This is a genomic window from Frigoribacterium endophyticum (assembly GCF_011759585.1).
GTDB classification, from domain to species: Bacteria; Actinomycetota; Actinomycetes; order Actinomycetales; family Microbacteriaceae; genus Frigoribacterium; species Frigoribacterium endophyticum.
In genome coordinates this window covers 653,581-669,766 of sequence record NZ_JAAOYV010000001.1, presented here as the reverse complement: position 1 = coordinate 669,766, position 16,186 = coordinate 653,581, and the positions used below count along the sequence as shown (strand labels likewise).

Annotated in this window: 15 protein-coding genes; 6 read left to right on the top strand and 9 right to left on the bottom strand. The window is 75.4% G+C overall.

Going from position 1 to position 16,186, the window contains the following annotated elements; genetic code table 11:
• Positions 1-19 precede the first annotated feature (19 nt).
• From FHR77_RS16550 to mtrA, 4 genes are all read right to left on the bottom strand, one after another.
• A complete protein-coding gene (locus tag FHR77_RS16550; RefSeq protein WP_167258762.1) occupies positions 20-703 on the bottom strand; it encodes a phosphoribosyltransferase family protein in 684 nt (227 codons plus the stop codon).
• A gap of 112 nt (positions 704-815) precedes the next feature.
• Positions 816-2,507 (bottom strand): LpqB family beta-propeller domain-containing protein, encoded by a 1,692-nt coding sequence (locus tag FHR77_RS03130; protein ID WP_167258760.1) that lies wholly within the window; start codon positions 2,505-2,507, stop codon positions 816-818.
• A complete protein-coding gene (gene mtrB / locus FHR77_RS03125) occupies positions 2,500-4,200 on the bottom strand; it encodes an MtrAB system histidine kinase MtrB (RefSeq protein WP_167258758.1) in 1,701 nt (566 codons plus the stop codon). The genes FHR77_RS03130 and mtrB overlap by 8 nt, the downstream gene beginning before the upstream one ends.
• A 46-nt stretch (positions 4,201-4,246) precedes the next feature.
• Positions 4,247-4,927 carry an MtrAB system response regulator MtrA gene (gene mtrA, locus FHR77_RS03120; RefSeq protein ID WP_167258756.1) on the bottom strand — a complete coding sequence of 227 codons (681 nt, stop codon included), beginning with the start codon at positions 4,925-4,927 and terminating at the stop codon, positions 4,247-4,249.
• Positions 4,928-5,075: 148 nt separating this feature from the next.
• On the opposite strand from mtrA, the gene FHR77_RS03115 reads away from it, so the two are divergent.
• The 5 genes from FHR77_RS03115 (at position 5,076) to FHR77_RS03095 (ending at position 10,557) form a co-directional block, all read left to right on the top strand.
• Positions 5,076-6,374, top strand: a complete 1,299-nt coding sequence (locus tag FHR77_RS03115; RefSeq protein ID WP_167258754.1) for a DUF7847 domain-containing protein — start codon at positions 5,076-5,078, stop codon at positions 6,372-6,374.
• Entirely contained in the window at positions 6,335-7,027 is a 693-nt protein-coding gene (locus FHR77_RS16545; RefSeq protein ID WP_167258752.1) for a DUF4129 domain-containing protein, read from the top strand. Before FHR77_RS03115 ends, FHR77_RS16545 begins: the two co-directional genes overlap by 40 nt.
• Positions 7,024-8,229: a DUF4350 domain-containing protein gene (locus FHR77_RS03105; RefSeq protein WP_167258750.1), complete on the top strand. Its 1,206-nt coding sequence runs from the start codon at positions 7,024-7,026 to the stop codon at positions 8,227-8,229. Before FHR77_RS16545 ends, FHR77_RS03105 begins: the two co-directional genes overlap by 4 nt.
• 79 nt (positions 8,230-8,308) lie before the next feature.
• The gene (locus FHR77_RS03100; protein WP_167258748.1) at positions 8,309-9,262 is read left to right on the top strand and encodes an AAA family ATPase; all 954 of its coding nucleotides are present in this window, start codon (positions 8,309-8,311) and stop codon (positions 9,260-9,262) included.
• 2 nt (positions 9,263-9,264) lie between these two features.
• Positions 9,265-10,557: a DUF58 domain-containing protein gene (locus tag FHR77_RS03095; RefSeq protein ID WP_167258746.1), complete on the top strand. Its 1,293-nt coding sequence runs from the start codon at positions 9,265-9,267 to the stop codon at positions 10,555-10,557.
• A 37-nt stretch (positions 10,558-10,594) separates the two neighbouring features.
• On the opposite strand, the gene FHR77_RS03090 is transcribed toward FHR77_RS03095, so the two are convergent.
• On the bottom strand, positions 10,595-11,590 hold the full coding sequence (locus FHR77_RS03090) for a stage II sporulation protein M (protein WP_167258744.1): 996 nt from the start codon (positions 11,588-11,590) through the stop codon (positions 10,595-10,597).
• An 18-nt stretch (positions 11,591-11,608) separates the two neighbouring features.
• Between FHR77_RS03090 and FHR77_RS03085 the strand changes: the two genes are divergently transcribed.
• Entirely contained in the window at positions 11,609-12,493 is an 885-nt protein-coding gene (locus tag FHR77_RS03085; protein WP_167258742.1) for an RDD family protein, read from the top strand.
• Positions 12,494-12,565: 72 nt separating this feature from the next.
• Here FHR77_RS03085 and ahcY read toward each other — a convergent pair whose 3' ends face one another.
• The 4 genes from ahcY to FHR77_RS03065 form a co-directional block, all read right to left on the bottom strand.
• Entirely contained in the window at positions 12,566-14,041 is a 1,476-nt protein-coding gene (gene ahcY, locus FHR77_RS03080; protein WP_167258740.1) for an adenosylhomocysteinase, read from the bottom strand.
• A gap of 62 nt (positions 14,042-14,103) precedes the next feature.
• Positions 14,104-14,379, bottom strand: coding sequence for a metal-sensitive transcriptional regulator (locus FHR77_RS03075; protein ID WP_056055744.1), 276 nt, complete (start codon positions 14,377-14,379; stop codon positions 14,104-14,106).
• A gap of 162 nt (positions 14,380-14,541) precedes the next feature.
• Positions 14,542-15,960, bottom strand: a complete 1,419-nt coding sequence (locus FHR77_RS03070) for a phosphomannomutase/phosphoglucomutase (RefSeq protein WP_167258738.1) — start codon at positions 15,958-15,960, stop codon at positions 14,542-14,544.
• Positions 15,950-16,162, bottom strand: a complete 213-nt coding sequence (locus FHR77_RS03065) for a DUF3499 family protein (protein WP_167258736.1) — start codon at positions 16,160-16,162, stop codon at positions 15,950-15,952. Before FHR77_RS03065 ends, FHR77_RS03070 begins: the two co-directional genes overlap by 11 nt.
• Positions 16,163-16,186: the final 24 nt, after the last annotated feature.

Below are 16,186 nucleotides of genomic sequence, written 5' to 3'. Positions count from 1 at the left end.
ACAGGCGGCCGCCCGGGGCTCACGGTCGTCTCCGTGAGAGCAGCGGGGTGGACGCGACGCAGGCCGCGGCGACGACGACGGCCCCCTCCGCGGCCAGCGCCCGCCGTGCCTCCAGCAGGGTGCTGCCGGTGGTCACGACGTCGTCGACGACCACGACCCGGAGCCCCGCCAGCGTCGGTCGTGCCCGGAGGCTGCCCGCCCGCGAGCGCCGACGGGCCTCGCGGTCGAGCTCCTTCTGCGGCCCGCGGCCCGGCAGGGCGACGAGCCCCCGGCGGACGGCCCGGAGCCCGGCACGGCGCACCAGCAGCTCGACCGGGTCCCAGCCGCGGCGCCGTCGACCCCGCGGGGACGACGGCACGGCGACGACCACGGGCGGGGCGGTGCCCGGCCGGGGAGGCGCGGCGAGCGCCACCGAGGCGGCCAGCGCGGGCGCCAGGACCGTCGCCAGGCGGAGGCGCCCCCGTTGTTTGTAGGCCAGCACGGCCGAGCGCACCTCGGCCTCGTACCGGAGGCCGGAGACGACCACCAGCCCGCCCGGCAGCTCGTCGACCTCGGGGCTGGGCGCGAACAGGGCCCGGCAGGCCGGGCAGACCTCCACGTCGGGCAGGTCGCAGCCCGCGCAGCGGACCGGCGAGAGCACGCCGAGCGCCTCGCGGAGGACGGGGCCGAGACCGGCGGCGGAGGGGCGGGGCGAGATCGTCACCCCGCCACCGTCGCAGCGCACCGGGCTCCGGACGCCCCGGCGCCGGCCGCCCGGGGAGGGACGCGCTCCCCGGCAGGGTGGGGAGGGAGACGGCGGTCGCGCGCGGTGCGGGTCAGCGCTGCGTCGCCAGGAGGTCGGCCGTCACGCCCGTCCCCTGCCAGGTGCTCCCCCGAGGCTCGAGCACGGCGCCGTCGCCCGACAGCACCTGCAGCCGGGCGCGGCCCGTGCCCCCGGCGACCGCGGAGGCGTCGTCGCCCGGACGACCCGCGGTGACGGCGGCGCCGCCGACCTCGCTGAGGGTGGCACGCGTCGCGTCGTCGGTCGTCGTCAGGGTCGCGACCGTCAGCTGGTCGGCCCAGGTCGCGTCGACGGGCGACCCCGTCGGGGCCGTGAGCTCGAGGGGCGGGCCCAGGGCGGTCGGCACCTGCCGGGAGTCACGGAGCAGGGCCACGACGAGCAGGCGCGAGGCCCCGTCGTCGTCGAGCAGCACGAGGGCCCGCGTGCCGTCGCGGGAGACCCGGAACGACACGACGCGCTCGCCGACGGGCAGGGTCGAGGCGACGACCTGGGCCGTGCCGTCCGGCGACCACGCCGTGACGCTGCGCGCGTCGTCGGCAGGGACGCTCCAGAGCCAGCCGGCCCCGTCGAGGGACGGCGCCACCAGGCCCTGGCGCGGGTCGACGAGCAGGCTGCGGCCGTCGGCCGTCACGAGGGCGCTGCCGCCCGACGTCCCGACCGCGGCGCGCGTGAGGTCGGCCGACACCTCGACCGAGGTGGGCGACAGGGCCGCGACCGCCGACGAGAGCCCGTCGAGGGGCGCGATGGCCGACCGGGAGGCGAAGCCGAGCTCGCCCTGGGCGAGCACCAGCGGGCGGGCGTCGACGCCGGGGTCGCGGAGCGGCGCCGCCCGCCCCAGGTCGGGCACGTCGAGCGGCGCGGACTCGACGCTCAGCTCGACGGCCGTGACCGTGGAGAGGGTCGAGAAGCTCGCGAGCAGCTGGGCCTGCATGCGCGCCCTCGCGTCGTCGGTGGCGCTGAGGGCGTCGGAGGTCAGGTCGACGCGGGCCGTCCCGTCGGCCACGGTGATCGCGGTGAGCGACAGCTGCGTCCCGTCGGGGAAGGCGGAGACGACGGCGCCCTGCAGCCACGCCGACGGCCCGTCCAGGAGCGCGCTCGCGATCCGGGTGCTGGTCGACGACCGGGCGAGGAACCAGCGCTCGTCGGGCACGAGGTACGTGAACGTGGGGTCGTAGAAGTAGACCGCGTGCGCGCGGAACACCGACTGGAAGGTCGCCGGGCTCAGCACGGTGCCGTCGGGGGCCTCGCTGATGCGCCACTGCCCGTCCTCCCGCACGAACGAGTACGCGAGGGTCGTGGGCACGTCGCTCGTCGACGGCACGTAGTGCCCGCCCTGGTCGACGGTCGCGGCCGTCACGAACGCGTACTCGAGGTCGGCGTCGCCGACCCGGGTGGTCGCGCCGTCGCCCGGGCGGACGGTGACGCTGGCCCGAGGGTCCCAGTCGTCGGCGAAGCCGTCGGCGAGGAACTGCCGGGCGACCGCGTAGTTGTCCTGCGGGCCGGTGCCGGCCGCGAGGAAGTCGCGGAGGATCTTCTCCTGCGAGCTGTCGGCCACCGGGCCGCTCGGCGTGTAGACCACCTCGCTCGGCACCTCGCTCGAGACGTCGTCGCCGCGCTCGACCGGGCCCCGGTCGGGGATGGAGGCACAGCCCGTCAGCACGAGGAGCGCCGCCGCGAGCGCGGCCGTCGCCCCCGCCCGTCGTCGTCGTCGTCGTCGTTCAGCCACCGCGCACCTCCGTCGTCCCGATCCAGGGTTCGCCCGAGGTGGGCTCCGGGGTGCCCGGGGCCGTGGCCTGCGGGGTCGCCGCGTCGTCCGGCTCGGCCCGCAGCGGCCGGGTGGTCGCCGTCGTCCCCGCCGCCCGCGGCAGGGTGACCACGAAGCGGCTGCCCTCGCCCGGGCGCGACCACAGGTCGATCCGGCCGCCGTGCAGGGTCGCGTCCTCCAGGCTGATGGCGAGGCCGAGGCCCGTCCCCCCGATGGTGCGACGACGTGACGGGTCGGCCCGCCAGAACCGGTCGAACACGCGCTCGGCCTCGGCCGGGGTCATCCCGACCCCGTGGTCGCGGACGGCCACGGCCACCGCCTCCTCGTCGCTGTCGACCTCGACCTCGACCGGTCGCCCCTCGCCGTGCTCGATCGCGTTGCCGAGCAGGTTGCGCACGATGCGCCGCAGCCGGCGGGGGTCGACCTCGGCCTCGAGGTAGCCGCCGCGCGCGTCGATGGCCACCGTGCTGCCGACCTCGGCCGCCAGCGGCTCGAACTCGGCGACGACGTCGTCGACGAGCCCCACCACGCGCGTGCTCTCGAGGTCGAGCTCGACCGCCCCCGCGTCGAAGCGCGAGATCTCGAGCAGGTCGGCCAGCAGCACCTCGAAGCGGTCGACCTGCGTGTGCAGCAGCTCGGTCGTGCGGGCCGCCGTCGGCGTGAAGGAGGCGCGTTGGTCGTAGAGCACGTCGCCCGCGAGGCGGATGGTCGTCAGGGGCGTCCGCAGCTCGTGCGAGACGTCGCTGACGAAGCGCTGCTGCACGCGCGAGAGCTCGGCGAGCTGAGAGATCTGCTTCTGCATGGCGTCGGCCATGCCGTTGAACGACCGCCCGAGCGTCGCGACGACGTCCTGGCCCTTCTCGGGGATGCGCTGGTCGAGCTGGCCGGCCGCGATCTTCTGGCTGGTCTCGGCGGCGACCCGCACGGGCCCCACGACCAGCCGGACGACCACGTAGGTGACGACGCCGATCAGGACGACGAGGGCCAGCGAGCCCAGCGCCAGCGTGCGCTGCATGAGCGACAGCGTCGTCTGGGCGTCGCTGAGGTCGTAGACGAGGTAGAGCTCGTACTGGCCAGCGGTCGGGACCTGCAGCGTCGAGCCCACGGCGAGGCCGGGGGCGTCGCCGCCCGGCCCGCGGAGCGAGACGGGCTGGAGCGCGAGGGCGCCCGTGTCGGCCGCCACCTGGTCGCGGAGCTCCGGCGTGATCTGGTCGGCGGGGAAGTCGGGGCTCGCGATCGCCTGGATGGTCTGCGCCGTCGTCTGGCCCGGCGTCCGCAGGATGGCGATGCTCGTGCCGCCGGGGCTCGACGTCGACGCGAGGATGGCGCTCTGCGCCTCGTTCTGCAGCGAGTCGAGCTCGACCTGGTCGGCGTCCTCGGTCGCCGTGGCCGAGTCGAAGATGCTCTGGGCGAGCAGCGTGGCGCGCAGCGACTCGGACTGCACCTGGTCGCGTCGCTGGTCGTAGAGGTTCGCGCCGATGCTCACCGAGATGGTCGTGCCGATGATCGTCGCCCCGAGGCCAGCCATCACGACGGTCGTCGCGACGGTGCGGAACTCGAGGGAGGACCGCCAGAAGCCCGCGACGCGGGACGGCCAGCCGCGCCGCCCCAGCCACGCGCGGCGGAGCGCGTCGGCGACGGACTCGACCGTCACGGCCCCGGCCCCGCGAGCCGCGGGCGCCCCCGCGGCACCGGAGGGCCTAGGCGGACGAGCCGGCACGGTACCCGACGCCGCGCACCGTCGTCACGATGCGCGGGGCGTCCGGGTCGTGCTCGACCTTCGCCCGCAGACGCTGCACGTGCACGTTGACGAGGCGCGTGTCGGCCTTGTAGTGGTAGCCCCACACCTGCTCGAGGAGCATCTCGCGGGTGAAGACCTGCTGGGGCTTCGATGCCAGCGCCAGCAGCAGCTCGAACTCGAGGGGCGTCAGGGCGATGACCGTGTCGCCGCGCCGGACCTCGTGGGCGGCGACGTCGAGGCGGAGGTCGCCGACGGTCAGGACGTCGGTCGTGGGCTCGCTGGAGGGCCGCAGGCGGGTGCGCACCCGGGCCACGAGCTCCTTGGGGTCGAAGGGCTTGACGACGTAGTCGTCCGCCCCGGCCTCGAGGCCCGCGACGACGTCGACCGTGTCGCCCTTGGCCGTGAGCATGATGACGGGGACCCCGCTCTCGGCGCGGATGGCGGCGCAGACGGCCAGGCCGTCCATGCCCGGCAGCATGAGGTCGAGCAGGACGAGGTCGGGGGCCGAGTTGCGGAACGCGTCGACGGCGGCGCTGCCGTCGCTGCAGAAGTGGGGCTCGAAGTCGGCGGCCCGGAGCACGATGCCGATCATCTCGGCGAGCGCGGGGTCGTCGTCCACCACCAGGATGCGCGGGGTCATGGTCTCCGTCCTCGGCTGGCCGCTCGGGAGGCGGCACGTCACCCGAGATTAGTGCAGGAGGCGCCCGTCGGCTGGCACCCGCCGCCCGCTGCGTGGGAACATGGCGGCACCGCGGGGCGATCCCGCGGGCGGACCACCGGGGGGCACCATGACGGACGCGGACGGCTGGGCGACGCCCGGCGCGGGCCAGGGCGAGCCCCGCTGGGGCGAGCGCCTGCCCCCGGCGCCGGAGCAGCAGCCCGGGCAGCAGCCCCCCGCACCGCCGACGCCGTACGGACAGCCGACGCCGTACGGACAGCCGACGCCGTACGGACAGCCGACGCCGTACGGACAGCCGACGCCGTACGGGCAGCCGGCGCCGTGGTCGCAGCAGCAGCCCCCGGCCCCGGGTCCGCCTCCGGGCTGGACGCCCCCGCCCCGCCCCGGGCTGCTCGCCCTGCGGCCGTTCACGTTCGGCGAGCTCCTCACGGGCTCGTTCCAGGTCTTCCGCCGCAACCCGCGCACCACCTTCGGCACCGCGCTCCTGGCCCAGGTCGTGCTGCTCGTCGTGACCCTCGGCGTCACCGGCGGCACGGCCGCGGCCGCCTTCAGCCGCGTCGACTCCGCCCTCCCCCAGGACCGCGACGCCGTGGCCGCCGGCGCGGTCGCGGTGACGCTCCTCTCCACGATCGTGCCGCTCCTCCTCTCCGTGGTCGTCAGCGCGCTGCTCCAGGGCCTCTTCGTGCTCGAGACCTCCCGCCAGCTCCTCGGCCAGCGGCTGCGCCTCGGCGGCCTGTGGGCGCTCACGGCGGGCCGGCGCGGCGCCCTCCTGGGCTGGTCGGCCCTGCTGACGCTGGCGTACCTGGTCGCCGTGGCGGTCGTCGCCGGCGTCGTGGCGCTGGGCTTCGTCGTCGGCGGCGGGACGGGCATCGCGATCGGCATCGTCTCGGGCCTCCTCGCGGGGCTCGGAGCGCTCGCCGTCGGGGTCTGGCTCAGCGTGCAGCTGAGCCTCGTGCCGAGCGCCCTGATGCTCGAGCGCCTCACCCTCGGCGCGGCGGTCTCGCGCTCCTGGCGCCTCGTCCGCGGCTCGTTCTGGCGCACCTTCGGCGTCGTCGTGCTCGTCCTCGTGATGATCCAGGTCGCCGCCCAGGTCGCGAGCACCCCGATCTCGCTCCTCGCCGGCCTCCTCGCCGGCGCCCTCGCGCCGACCGGCGACCTGACCTCGCCGACCGTCCTCGTCGTGACGGGCGCGGGCTACCTGCTGACGTTCGTCGTGGCGGCCGTGGTCGCGTCCATCGGCTCGGTCGTCCAGGCCGCGAGCACCGCCCTGGTCTACGTCGACCGCCGCATCCGCACCGAGGGGCTCGACCTCGAGCTCGTCCGGCACGTGGAGCTGCGCGACGCCGGCCAGGCTGACCTGCCCGACCCGTGGCGCTCGCCCTGGGGCGACGCGGCTCCCCCGAGGTGACGCTCGTCTCGGGGGCCCTGGCCGCCACGCTGGTCGCCGCGCCGCTCCGACCCGACCCCGAGGAGGCGCGGAGACTGCTCCAGCAGGAGCTCACCGAACGCGACTACGTCGCCGCCCAGCCCACCTGGCTCGACCGCGCCGCCGACGCCTTCTGGTCGTGGATCGAGGGCGTCCGGTTCGGCGACGCCGAGGGAGCACCGGCCGTCGCGCTCGTGATCGTCCTGGTCGTGCTCGTCGCGGTCGTCGTCGGCGTGGTGATCGTCTACGGGGTGCCGCATCTGGAGCGCCGCTCCGCCCGCCCCGGCGAGCTCTTCGGCGACGACGACGAGCGCGACGCCGACGACCTCCGCGCCTCCGCCCGGGAGGCCGCCGCGGCCGGCGACCTCGACCGCGCCGTGGTCGAGTCGTTCCGGGCCCTCGCGCGGGCCCTCGTCGAGCGCGACGTGCTGACGACGAGCCCCGGCACCACGGCCCGCACGGTGGGCGACCGAGCGGCACGACTCTTCCCCGCCCGTGCCGACCGCCTGCGGGCGGCGGCGCGGGCGTTCGACGAGGTCCGCTACCTCGACCGTCCGGGCACCGAGCAGGCCTGGCGCGAGATCACCGATCTCGACCGGGCGCTCGAGGGCGACCGGACGGCGGTGCCCGCGTGACGACGTCGACGCCGGCCGCGCCCTCCCGCTCGACCCCCGCGCCCCGCGCCGCCCTCCGCCGGGCCCGCCCGTGGGCCGTGCTCGCCGCCGCCGTCGTCGCGGTCGCCGTGGTCGTCGTGCTGCTGAGCGGCGGCGACGCGACGGGAGGGCGCGCCCTCGGCCCCGACAACGCGGCCCCCGCGGGGGCGAAGGCCGTCGTCGAGGTGCTGAGGGAGCAGGGCGTCGAGGTGGAGGTGACCACCTCGCTGGCCGCCACGACCGCGCAGGCCCGGGCCGACGCCTCCGACACGACCGTGGTGGTCGACGACGCCGGCGCCCTGCTCGTCACCGACCAGTGGCGGGACGTCGCCGCCTCGGCCGACAGGACCCTCCTCCTCGCCCCCGACCAGGTGGCCCTCGACGCCCTGGCGCCCGGCGTCGCCCTGGCGGCCGAGGTCGACGACCGCGCCGTCGCGCTGGGCTGCGACCTGCCGCCGGTCGAGCGCCTCGACCGCGTGCAGGGCGGCGGGTACGCCTACACGGTCGACGACGTCGACCCGGGCGTCGACGTCACCGCGTGCCTCGCCGACGACGTGTCGGGCGGCTCCGGCCTCGTCGAGCTGGTCGACGGCGACCGGACGGTCACCGTCCTCGGCGCGACCACCGCGATCACCAACGGCGCCGTGCTCGACGACGACGACGCCGCCTTCGCGCTCTCGCTGCTCGGGCAGACCGGCCACGTCGTGTGGTACCTGCCGAGCCCGGACGACGTGCCCGAGGGCAGCGGCACCCTCGCGAGCCTGACGCCGGGGTGGGTCACCCCCGTGCTCGCCCTGCTCGCCCTGACGGCCGTCGTCGCCGGCGTGTGGCGCGGCCGCCGGCTCGGCCCCCTCGTGGTCGAGCGCCTGCCCGTGATCGTCCGGGCGTCCGAGACGACCGAGGGCCGGGCGCGCCTCTACGAGCGGTCGGGGTCGCGCCGGCACGCGCTCGACCAGCTCCGGATCGGCACCGTGGTGCGGCTGCGCCGCCGGGTCGGACTGGCCGCCTCCGCGTCGCTCGACGACGTGCTCGCCCGCGTCGGTCAGCTCACCGGCGCCGACCCCCGGGGCCTCCGCCACGTGCTCGTGGACGCCGACCCCGCCGACGACCGCGAGCTCGTCCGCCTGAGCGACAGCCTGCTCGACCTCGAGCGCGCGGTCTCGGAGGCGGTGGCTCCCCGGTGACGGGCACTGCGCCTCCCGCGGGCCGCCGCGCCCCGAGACCTGCTCCCCGCCCCCACGAGATCCCCGGGAGGATCACCGCATGACCTCAGAACTCCAGCAGACCTTCGCCGCCGTGCGCACCGAGGTCGGCAAGGCCGTCGTCGCGCAGGACGGCGCGGTGACCGGGATGCTCGTGACCCTGCTCGCCCAGGGCCACGTGCTCCTCGAGGGCGTGCCGGGGGTCGCGAAGACGCTGCTCGTGCGGGCGCTGAGCCACGCGCTCTCGCTCGACACGGCCCGCGTGCAGTTCACCCCCGACCTGATGCCCGGCGACATCACCGGCTCGCTCGTCCACGACGCCGGCAGCGGCCGGTTCGAGTTCCGGCCCGGGCCCGTCTTCACCAACGTGCTGCTCGCCGACGAGATCAACCGCACGCCCCCCAAGACGCAGTCGGCGCTGCTCGAGGCGATGGAGGAGCGCCAGGTCTCGGTCGACGGCGTCAGCCGCCCGCTGCCGACGCCCTTCCTCGTCGCGGCGACGATGAACCCGGTCGAGTACGAGGGCACCTACACGCTGCCCGAGGCCCAGCTCGACCGGTTCCTCATGAAGCTCACCCTCGACCTGCCGCCCCGCGAGGCCGAGGTCGAGGTGCTCGCGCGGCACGCGGGCGGCTTCTCGCCCCGCGACCTCCGGGCCGCCGGGGTCACCCCCGTGCTCGGGGCGGAGGAGCTCGCCAGGGCCCAGGCCGAGGTCGCTCGCGTGGGCGCCTCGCCCGACGTGCTGGCGTACATCGTCGACCTGGCCCGGGCCAGCCGCGAGAGCCCGTCCGTCGCCGTCGGGGTGAGCCCTCGCGGCTCGACCGCGCTGCTGGCCGCGACCCGCGCCTGGGCCTGGCTCACCGGCTTCGACCGCGTCACTCCCGACCACGTGCAGGCGATGGCCCTGCCCGTCCTCCGGCACCGGCTGAAGCTCCGGCCCGAGGCCGAGCTCGAGGGCGTGGGCGCCGACGCGGTGCTCCGCTCGGTGCTGCAGCAGGTCCGGGTCCCCCTCTGAGCATGGCCGTCACCGGATGGACCGTGGCCCTGCTGGCCCTCGGCGTGGTGCCCCTCGTCGCGACGGGCGACGACCGTGTCCTGCTCGGCTGGATCGTGCTCGTGGCGCTGCTCGTGGCCCTCGACGTGCTGCTCGCGGCGTCGCCCCGGGCCCTCCGGCTGCGCCGAGAGCTGCTCGCGGCCGTCCGGCTCGGCGAGAGCACGGCGTCGCGCCTCGTCGTCGTCAACGACGGGCGACGCCGCCTGCGGGGCGTGCTGCGCGACGCGTGGCAGCCGTCGGCGGGGGCCGCCTCGACCCGACGGCCGTTGTCTCTCCGGCCGGGGCGTGCGGTGACCCTGACGACGACCCTGACCCCCTTCCGCCGGGGCGACCGGCGAGCCGACGCGGTCACCGTCCGCTCGATCGGTCCCCTGCGCCTCGCCGGCCGGCAGGCCACCGTGGAGCTGCCCGGCGTCGTGCGGGTGCTGCCCCGCTTCTCGTCGCGGCGTCACCTCCCCTCCCGGCTGGCCCGCCTCCGCGAGCTCGACGGGAGGACGAGCGTGATGGTGCGCGGGCAGGGCACCGAGTTCGACAGCCTGCGCGAGTACGTCCGCGGCGACGACGTGCGGAGCATCGACTGGCGCGCGACGGCCCGCCGTGACGGGCTCGTCGTGCGCACCTGGCGCCCCGAGCGCGACCGCCGCATCGTCGTCGTGGTCGACAGCGGTCGGACCTCCGCGGCCCGGGTGGGCGACGAGCCCCGGCTCGACACCGCCTTCGAGTCGGCGTTGCTGCTCGCGGCGCTGGCGTCGAGGGCCGGCGACCGGGTCGACGTCGTCGTCTTCGACCGTCGCGTGCGCGGCCGGGTGCAGGGCGCGACCGGCGCGGCCCTCCTCTCGTCGCTCGTCGACGTGCTCGCCCCGGTCGAGCCCGAGCTCGTCGACACCGACTGGTCGTCGGTGCCCGCCCTGGTCCGCTCGGTCACGAGCCAGCGGGCCCTCGTTGTGCTCGCGACCACCGTCGACTCCCCCGGCTCGGCCCGCAGCCTCCTCGCGGCCGTCCCGCAGCTCAGCCGTCAGCACCTCGTGGTCGTGGCCTCGGTGGCCGACCCGGCCCTCGCCGAGACGGCGCTCCGCCGCGACGGCCGGTCGGAGGTCTACCGGGCCGCGGCCGCCGAGCGGGCCGTGCTCGACGCCTCCCGCGTGGCCGCGGCCCTCCGCCAGGTGGGCGCCGACGTCGTGTCGGCCGCGCCCGCCGACCTGCCGCCGGCCCTGGCCGACCGCTACCTCGCGCTGAAGGCGGCCGGGCGGCTCTGACGGGCCCGACGGCGCAGCCGCGGCCGCGGGCCCCTGGTCAGCCGGCGACGAGCTCCCGCGCGCCCGCCTCGAACTCGTCGAGGTCGCCGGTCTGCCCCGCCCGGTGCGCCCGGCCGCCGAGCACCCACTGGTACGCGAGGAAGCCCGCGAGCGCGACCGTGCCGATTCCGATCTTGATCGCCCAGGGCCACGGCTGACGGGTGACGAAGCCCTCGATCACCCCGGAGACGAGCAGCGAGAGCATCAGGCCCACCGCGATCGTGATGAGGGCCCGGCCGTCCTCCGCGAGCGCCTGGCCGCGCGTCCGGGCCCCGGGGGCGATCCACGACCAGGCGATCATGAGGCCCGCGGCCCCGGCCACGAAGATGCTGTAGAGCTCGAGCTGGCCGTGCGGGAGGATGTACAGGAAGAAGTAGTCGAGGCGGCCCTGGTCGGCCATGATGCCGGCCGAGACCCCGATGTTGATCGCGTTGCCGATGATCGCGTACGGCACCCACACGCCGGTGATGCCGAAGGCGACGCACTGGGCCGCGATGAAGGCGTTGTTAGTCCACACCTGGCCGGTGAACGACGACGGTGCGCTCTCGGAGTAGTAGTCCACGAAGTCCTCGGTCGCGAACTGCCGCCGGAACTCCGGCGTGCCGAACGACGCGAGCACGGACGGCGTCGAGGCCGCCCACACGGCGAACACCGTGGCGACGACCACCGTCGCGAGCAGCACGGCGATCGAGAGCCAGCGCACGCGGTACAGCGCAGCCGGCAGCTGGACCAGGAAGAAGCCCGGCACCTGCGCGGCCAGGTCGCGCCCCGCGCCGGTGAACCGCAGGCGAGCCCGCGAGAGGGTCATCGAGAGCCGGTCGGCGACGACCGAGGGGCCGGTCGCCGTCTGCAGGGCCGACAGCTCGGCCGCGCCGGACTGGTACAGGCGGATGAGCTCGTCGACCTCGGGCCCGGTGAGGCGCTGCCGGCGGGCGAGGCGGTCGAGCTCGGTCCACTCGTGACCGTGGGCGGCGGCGTAGGCGTCGAGATCCATTCTGCTTAGATACTAGGCATGTCCCGACCCCGCGCAGGTGGCAGAGCGCCGATCACGCTCCGGCCCGACCAGGTGGAGTCGCTGGGCGGCTCGTCCGACCAGCTGGTCGTCGGCGAGGCGGTCGCCCTCGACCTCCGCCCGACCGGCTTCGTGCTCCGGGTCGCCGGTGCCCTCATCGACTACGCGGTCTACGCCCTCGTGCTCGTGCTGCTGGTCGTCCTCGTCGGCGCGCTGTCGGAGGCCGGGGCCGTCGACGACGCCGTGGCCCAGGCCCTCGTCGTGGCGAGCGTCGTGACGTGCTTGATCGGGCTCCCCCTCGTGGTCGAGACGGCCAGCCACGGCCGGTCGCTCGGCAAGCTGGCCACCGGCGCCCGCATCGTGCGGCTCGACGGCGGCGCGATCGGCCTCCGCCACGCCCTGACGCGCTCCCTCGTGGGGCTGCTCGAGATCGTCATGACCACCGGCGGCCTGGCGGTCGTCGTCGCCCTGCTCAACCGCTCGTCCCGGCGCCTGGGCGACCTGATGGCCGGCACGTACAGCCGCAACGAGCGAGCTCCGCGCATGGGCCGCGTGGTCGTGCAGCTGCCGCCGCACCTCGTGGGCTGGGCGACCGTCGCCGACGTCGCCCGGCTGCCGGCCCCGCTCGCCCGCCGCGTGGCGTCGTTCCTCCAGCAGGCCCCGGCGCTCTCGCCCGCCTCCCGGCACCGGGTCTCGGTCGGCCTCGCCGACGAGGTGGCCGCGTTCGTGTCGCCGGTGCCGGCGGTCGACGCCGAGTCGTTCCTCGCCGGCGTCAGCGCCCTCCGACGCGACCGCGAGGCCGTCGCCCTCGGCCGGGAGGCCGCGCTCCTCCGGCGCCTCGACCCCGCCCTGACCGGCACGGTGCCCGGCTTCCCGACGCGCTGACCCTCGCCGCCGCGGCCTCCGGCGACGCGGCCTCCGGCGACGGGGCGGGCCCGCTGGCCCGCCCCGTGGTGGTCAGTACCGGTAGTGGTCGACCTTGTACGGCCCCGCCACGGGCACGCCGATGTAGGCGGCCTGCTCGTCGGTGAGGGTCGTCAGCTCGACGCCGAGGGCGTCGAGGTGCAGGCGCGCGACCTTCTCGTCGAGGTGCTTGGGCAGCACGTAGACGTCGGTCTCGTAGCGGTCCCGGTGCGCCCACAGCTCGATCTGGGCCAGCACCTGGTTGGCGAACGAGTTGCTCATGACGAACGAGGGGTGGCCGGTCGCGTTGCCGAGGTTCATCAGGCGGCCCTCGCTGAGCACGAGGATGCTGCGACCGGTGGGGAGGCGCCACTCGTGCACCTGGGGCTTGATCTCGACGCGCTCGGCGCCGGCCATCGACTCGAGGCCGGCCATGTCGATCTCGTTGTCGAAGTGGCCGACGTTGGCGACCACCGCGAGGTGCTTCAGGCCGAGGAGGTGATCGACCGTCACGACGTTGAGGTTGCCGGTGCCCGTCACGAGGATGTCGACGGCGCCGACGACCGACTCGAGCTTCGCGACCTGGTAGCCGTCCATCGCGGCCTGGAGGGCGTTGATCGGGTCGACCTCGCTGACGATGACCCGCGCTCCCTGGCCGCGCAGCGCCTCCGCCGCGCCCTTGCCGACGTCGCCGTAGCCCGCGACGAAGGCGACCTTGCCGCCGATCAGCACGTCGGTGGCGCGGTTGAGGCCGTCGGGCAGCGAGTGGCGGATGCCGTACTTGTTGTCGAACTTCGACTTCGTCACCGAGTCGTTGACGTTGATCGCCGGGAAGAGCAGCTCGCCCGCGCGCGACAGCTCGTAGAGCCGGTGCACGCCGGTCGTGGTCTCCTCCGTCACGCCCTGGATCTCGGCGCCGATGGTCGTCCAGCGGTCGGTCGACTCGGCGAGCGAGCCCCGGAGCACCTCGAGGATGACCTTCCACTCCTGGCTGTCGCCGGGGGCGTCGGCGGGCACGGCGCCGGCGAGCTCGAACTCGCGGCCCTTGTGCACGAGCATCGTGGCGTCGCCGCCGTCGTCGAGGATCATGTTCGGTCCGGCGAACTCGGCGCCGGCCTCGGCCGCCTCGGCGGACCAGTCGAAGATCTGCGAGGTGCACCACCAGTACTCCTCCAGCGTCTCGCCCTTCCAGGCGAAGACGGGGACGCCCTGGGGCTGCTCAGGGCTGCCGGTCGGGCCGACGACGATCGCGGCGGCCGCTTCGTCCTGCGTGGAGAAGATGTTGCAGCTGGCCCAGCGGACCTGAGCGCCGAGCGCCGTCAGGGTCTCGATGAGCACGGCGGTCTGCACGGTCATGTGCAGCGAGCCCGCGATGCGGGCGCCGGCGAGCGGCTGGGTGGGGCCGAACTCCTCACGGAGGGCCATGAGCCCCGGCATCTCGTTCTCGGCGAGGCGGAGCTGGTGGCGTCCGGCCTCGGCGAGGCTCAGGTCAGCGACCTTGTAGGGCAGCGAAGTCGTAGTAGTGGGCATGTCACCATCCTCCCCCACCCGACAGCGTGTGTCGCGTCGCCGGGGCGACGCCCGGCAGCCCGTCAGGAACGGACGAGGCGCGCGATCGCGGCGGAGGCCTCGGCGATCTTCTGGTCGGCGACGGCCCCACCCTCGCGGGCGGCCTCGGCGACGCAGTGGGCGAGGTGGTCCTCGAGCAGCTGCAGCGCCACGGTCTCGAGGGCCTTCGTCGCCGCGCTGACCTGGGTGAGCACGTCGATGCAGTAGACGTCGTCCTCGACCATGCGCTGGATGCCGCGCACCTGCCCCTCGGCCCGGCGCAGGCGCTTGACGATCTGCTCCTTCGAGCCGGCCCCCACGTAGCCGGGGCCCCCGGTCGCCGAGGAGTCGCGGGTCGGCTCCGGCGGGCCGGGCACCGCCCCCGGGTCGGCCCGGCCCTCGTCGTCGCGCACCGCGCCTCCTGCGTCCACGGGGCGAGCATACCCCCCTGGGGTACGCCCGCCCCGGGGCGCCGACGTCGGCTAGGCGCGGATGAGCGCGAGCACCTCGTCGCGGAGGCGCTCCATGCCGGCGGGCGTCGCCGCCTCGGCGTTGAGGCGCAGCAGCGGCTCCGTGTTGGAGGGGCGGACGTTGAACCACCAGAAGCCGTCGTCGGCCGTGCCCGAGACGGTGAGGCCGTCGAGCTCGTCGACCTCGCCCCGCGACGCCCACGCCTCGACGATGCGCGTGTAGGCCGCGGGCACGTCGTCGACGGTCGAGTTGATCTCGCCGCTCGCCGTGTAGGGCGTGTAGCGGTTCGTCAGCGTCGACAGGGGCTCGCCCTGGTGGCCCAGCTCGGCGAGCACGTGCATCGCGGCGAGCATGCCGTTGTCGGCGCCCCAGAAGTCGCGGAAGTAGTAGTGCGCCGAGTGCTCGCCGCCGAAGATCGCGCCCGTGGCCTTCATCTCGTCCTTGATGAGCGAGTGGCCCACGCGCGTGCGGACAGGGGTGGCGCCCGCGGCGACGATCGCCTCGGGCACGGCCCGCGAGGTGATGAGGTTGTGGATCACCGCGATGTCGGCGTCGGGCTCGGCGGCGCGGACGCGCGCGATCTCGCGCACGGCGACGATGGCGGCGACGGCCGACGGGGTGACGGCGTCGCCGTTCTCGTCGACGACGAAGCAGCGGTCGGCGTCGCCGTCGAAGGCGAGGCCGAGGTCGGCGCCGTGCTCGACGACGGCGGCCTGCAGGTCGACCAAATTGGCGGGCTCGAGCGGGTTCGCCTCGTGGTTCGGGAAGGTGCCGTCGAGCTCGAAGTACAGGGGGACGATCTCGAGCGGGAGGCCGGGCAGCCCGGCGGCCTCTCCGAGCACCGCGGGCACGGTCATGCCGCCCATGCCGTTGCCGGCGTCGACGACGACCTTCAGCGGGCGGACGCCCGCGAGGTCGACGAGCCCGCGGAGGTAGCCGGCGTAGTCGGCCAGCGCGTCGTACTCGCGGAGGGAACCGGGGGCGTCGACGGGCGTGACGCCCTCCGCGAGGTACGCGGCCGCACGGTCGCGGACGTCGGCGAGCCCCGTGCCGAGGCTGATGCCCTGGGCGCCCGCGCGGCTCATCTTGATGCCGTTGTAGGTGGCGGGGTTGTGGCTCGCGGTGAACATGGCGGCCGGGGCGTCGAGCGAGCCGGAGGCGAAGTACGACTCGTCGGTCGAGCACAGGCCGAGCGCCACGACGTTCGCGCCCCGGGCCTGGGCGCCGCGCGAGAAGGCGGCGGCGAACGCGGGCGAGGAGTCGCGCATGTCGTGGCCGACGACGAGGTCGTGCCCCGCGCCCTCGATCTCGTCCGCGAACGCCGCGCCGAACGCCTCGACGACCTCCTCGGTGAGCTGGCTCCCGACGAGCCCCCTCACGTCGTAGGTCTTCACGAAGGCGGTCAGGTCGACGGTGTTCTCAGAGGTCATGCCCCAAAACTACCCGGCGCAGGACCTGCCAGCCCTGAGGCACGGACAGGGATGTCGCGTGACGGGCGCAGAGGTCGTACCCGTGCGGCTCGACGCGGCCGCTGAGCGGGCCGACGACGACCATCGAGTCGGCGTACACGTAGGTCAGCGTCGCCACCGCCTCGTCGTGGCAGGCGACCTTGCTGCAGGGGCGTTCGTCCATCGGCGCCAGAGTACCCGACCGCCC

Coding starts and splice junctions, on each gene's coding strand:
- FHR77_RS03095 (WP_167258746.1), top strand. CDS start 9,265: ATGGCCGTCACCGGATGGACCGTGGCCCTGCTGGCCCTCGGCGTGGTG.
- FHR77_RS03100 (WP_167258748.1), top strand. CDS start 8,309: ATGACCTCAGAACTCCAGCAGACCTTCGCCGCCGTGCGCACCGAGGTC.
- FHR77_RS03115 (WP_167258754.1), top strand. CDS start 5,076: ATGACGGACGCGGACGGCTGGGCGACGCCCGGCGCGGGCCAGGGCGAG.
- ahcY (WP_167258740.1), bottom strand. CDS start 14,041: ATGCCCACTACTACGACTTCGCTGCCCTACAAGGTCGCTGACCTGAGC.
- mtrA (WP_167258756.1), bottom strand. CDS start 4,927: ATGACCCCGCGCATCCTGGTGGTGGACGACGACCCCGCGCTCGCCGAG.
- FHR77_RS03090 (WP_167258744.1), bottom strand. CDS start 11,590: ATGGATCTCGACGCCTACGCCGCCGCCCACGGTCACGAGTGGACCGAG.
- FHR77_RS03065 (WP_167258736.1), bottom strand. CDS start 16,162: ATGGACGAACGCCCCTGCAGCAAGGTCGCCTGCCACGACGAGGCGGTG.
- FHR77_RS03070 (WP_167258738.1), bottom strand. CDS start 15,960: ATGACCTCTGAGAACACCGTCGACCTGACCGCCTTCGTGAAGACCTAC.
- FHR77_RS03085 (WP_167258742.1), top strand. CDS start 11,609: ATGTCCCGACCCCGCGCAGGTGGCAGAGCGCCGATCACGCTCCGGCCC.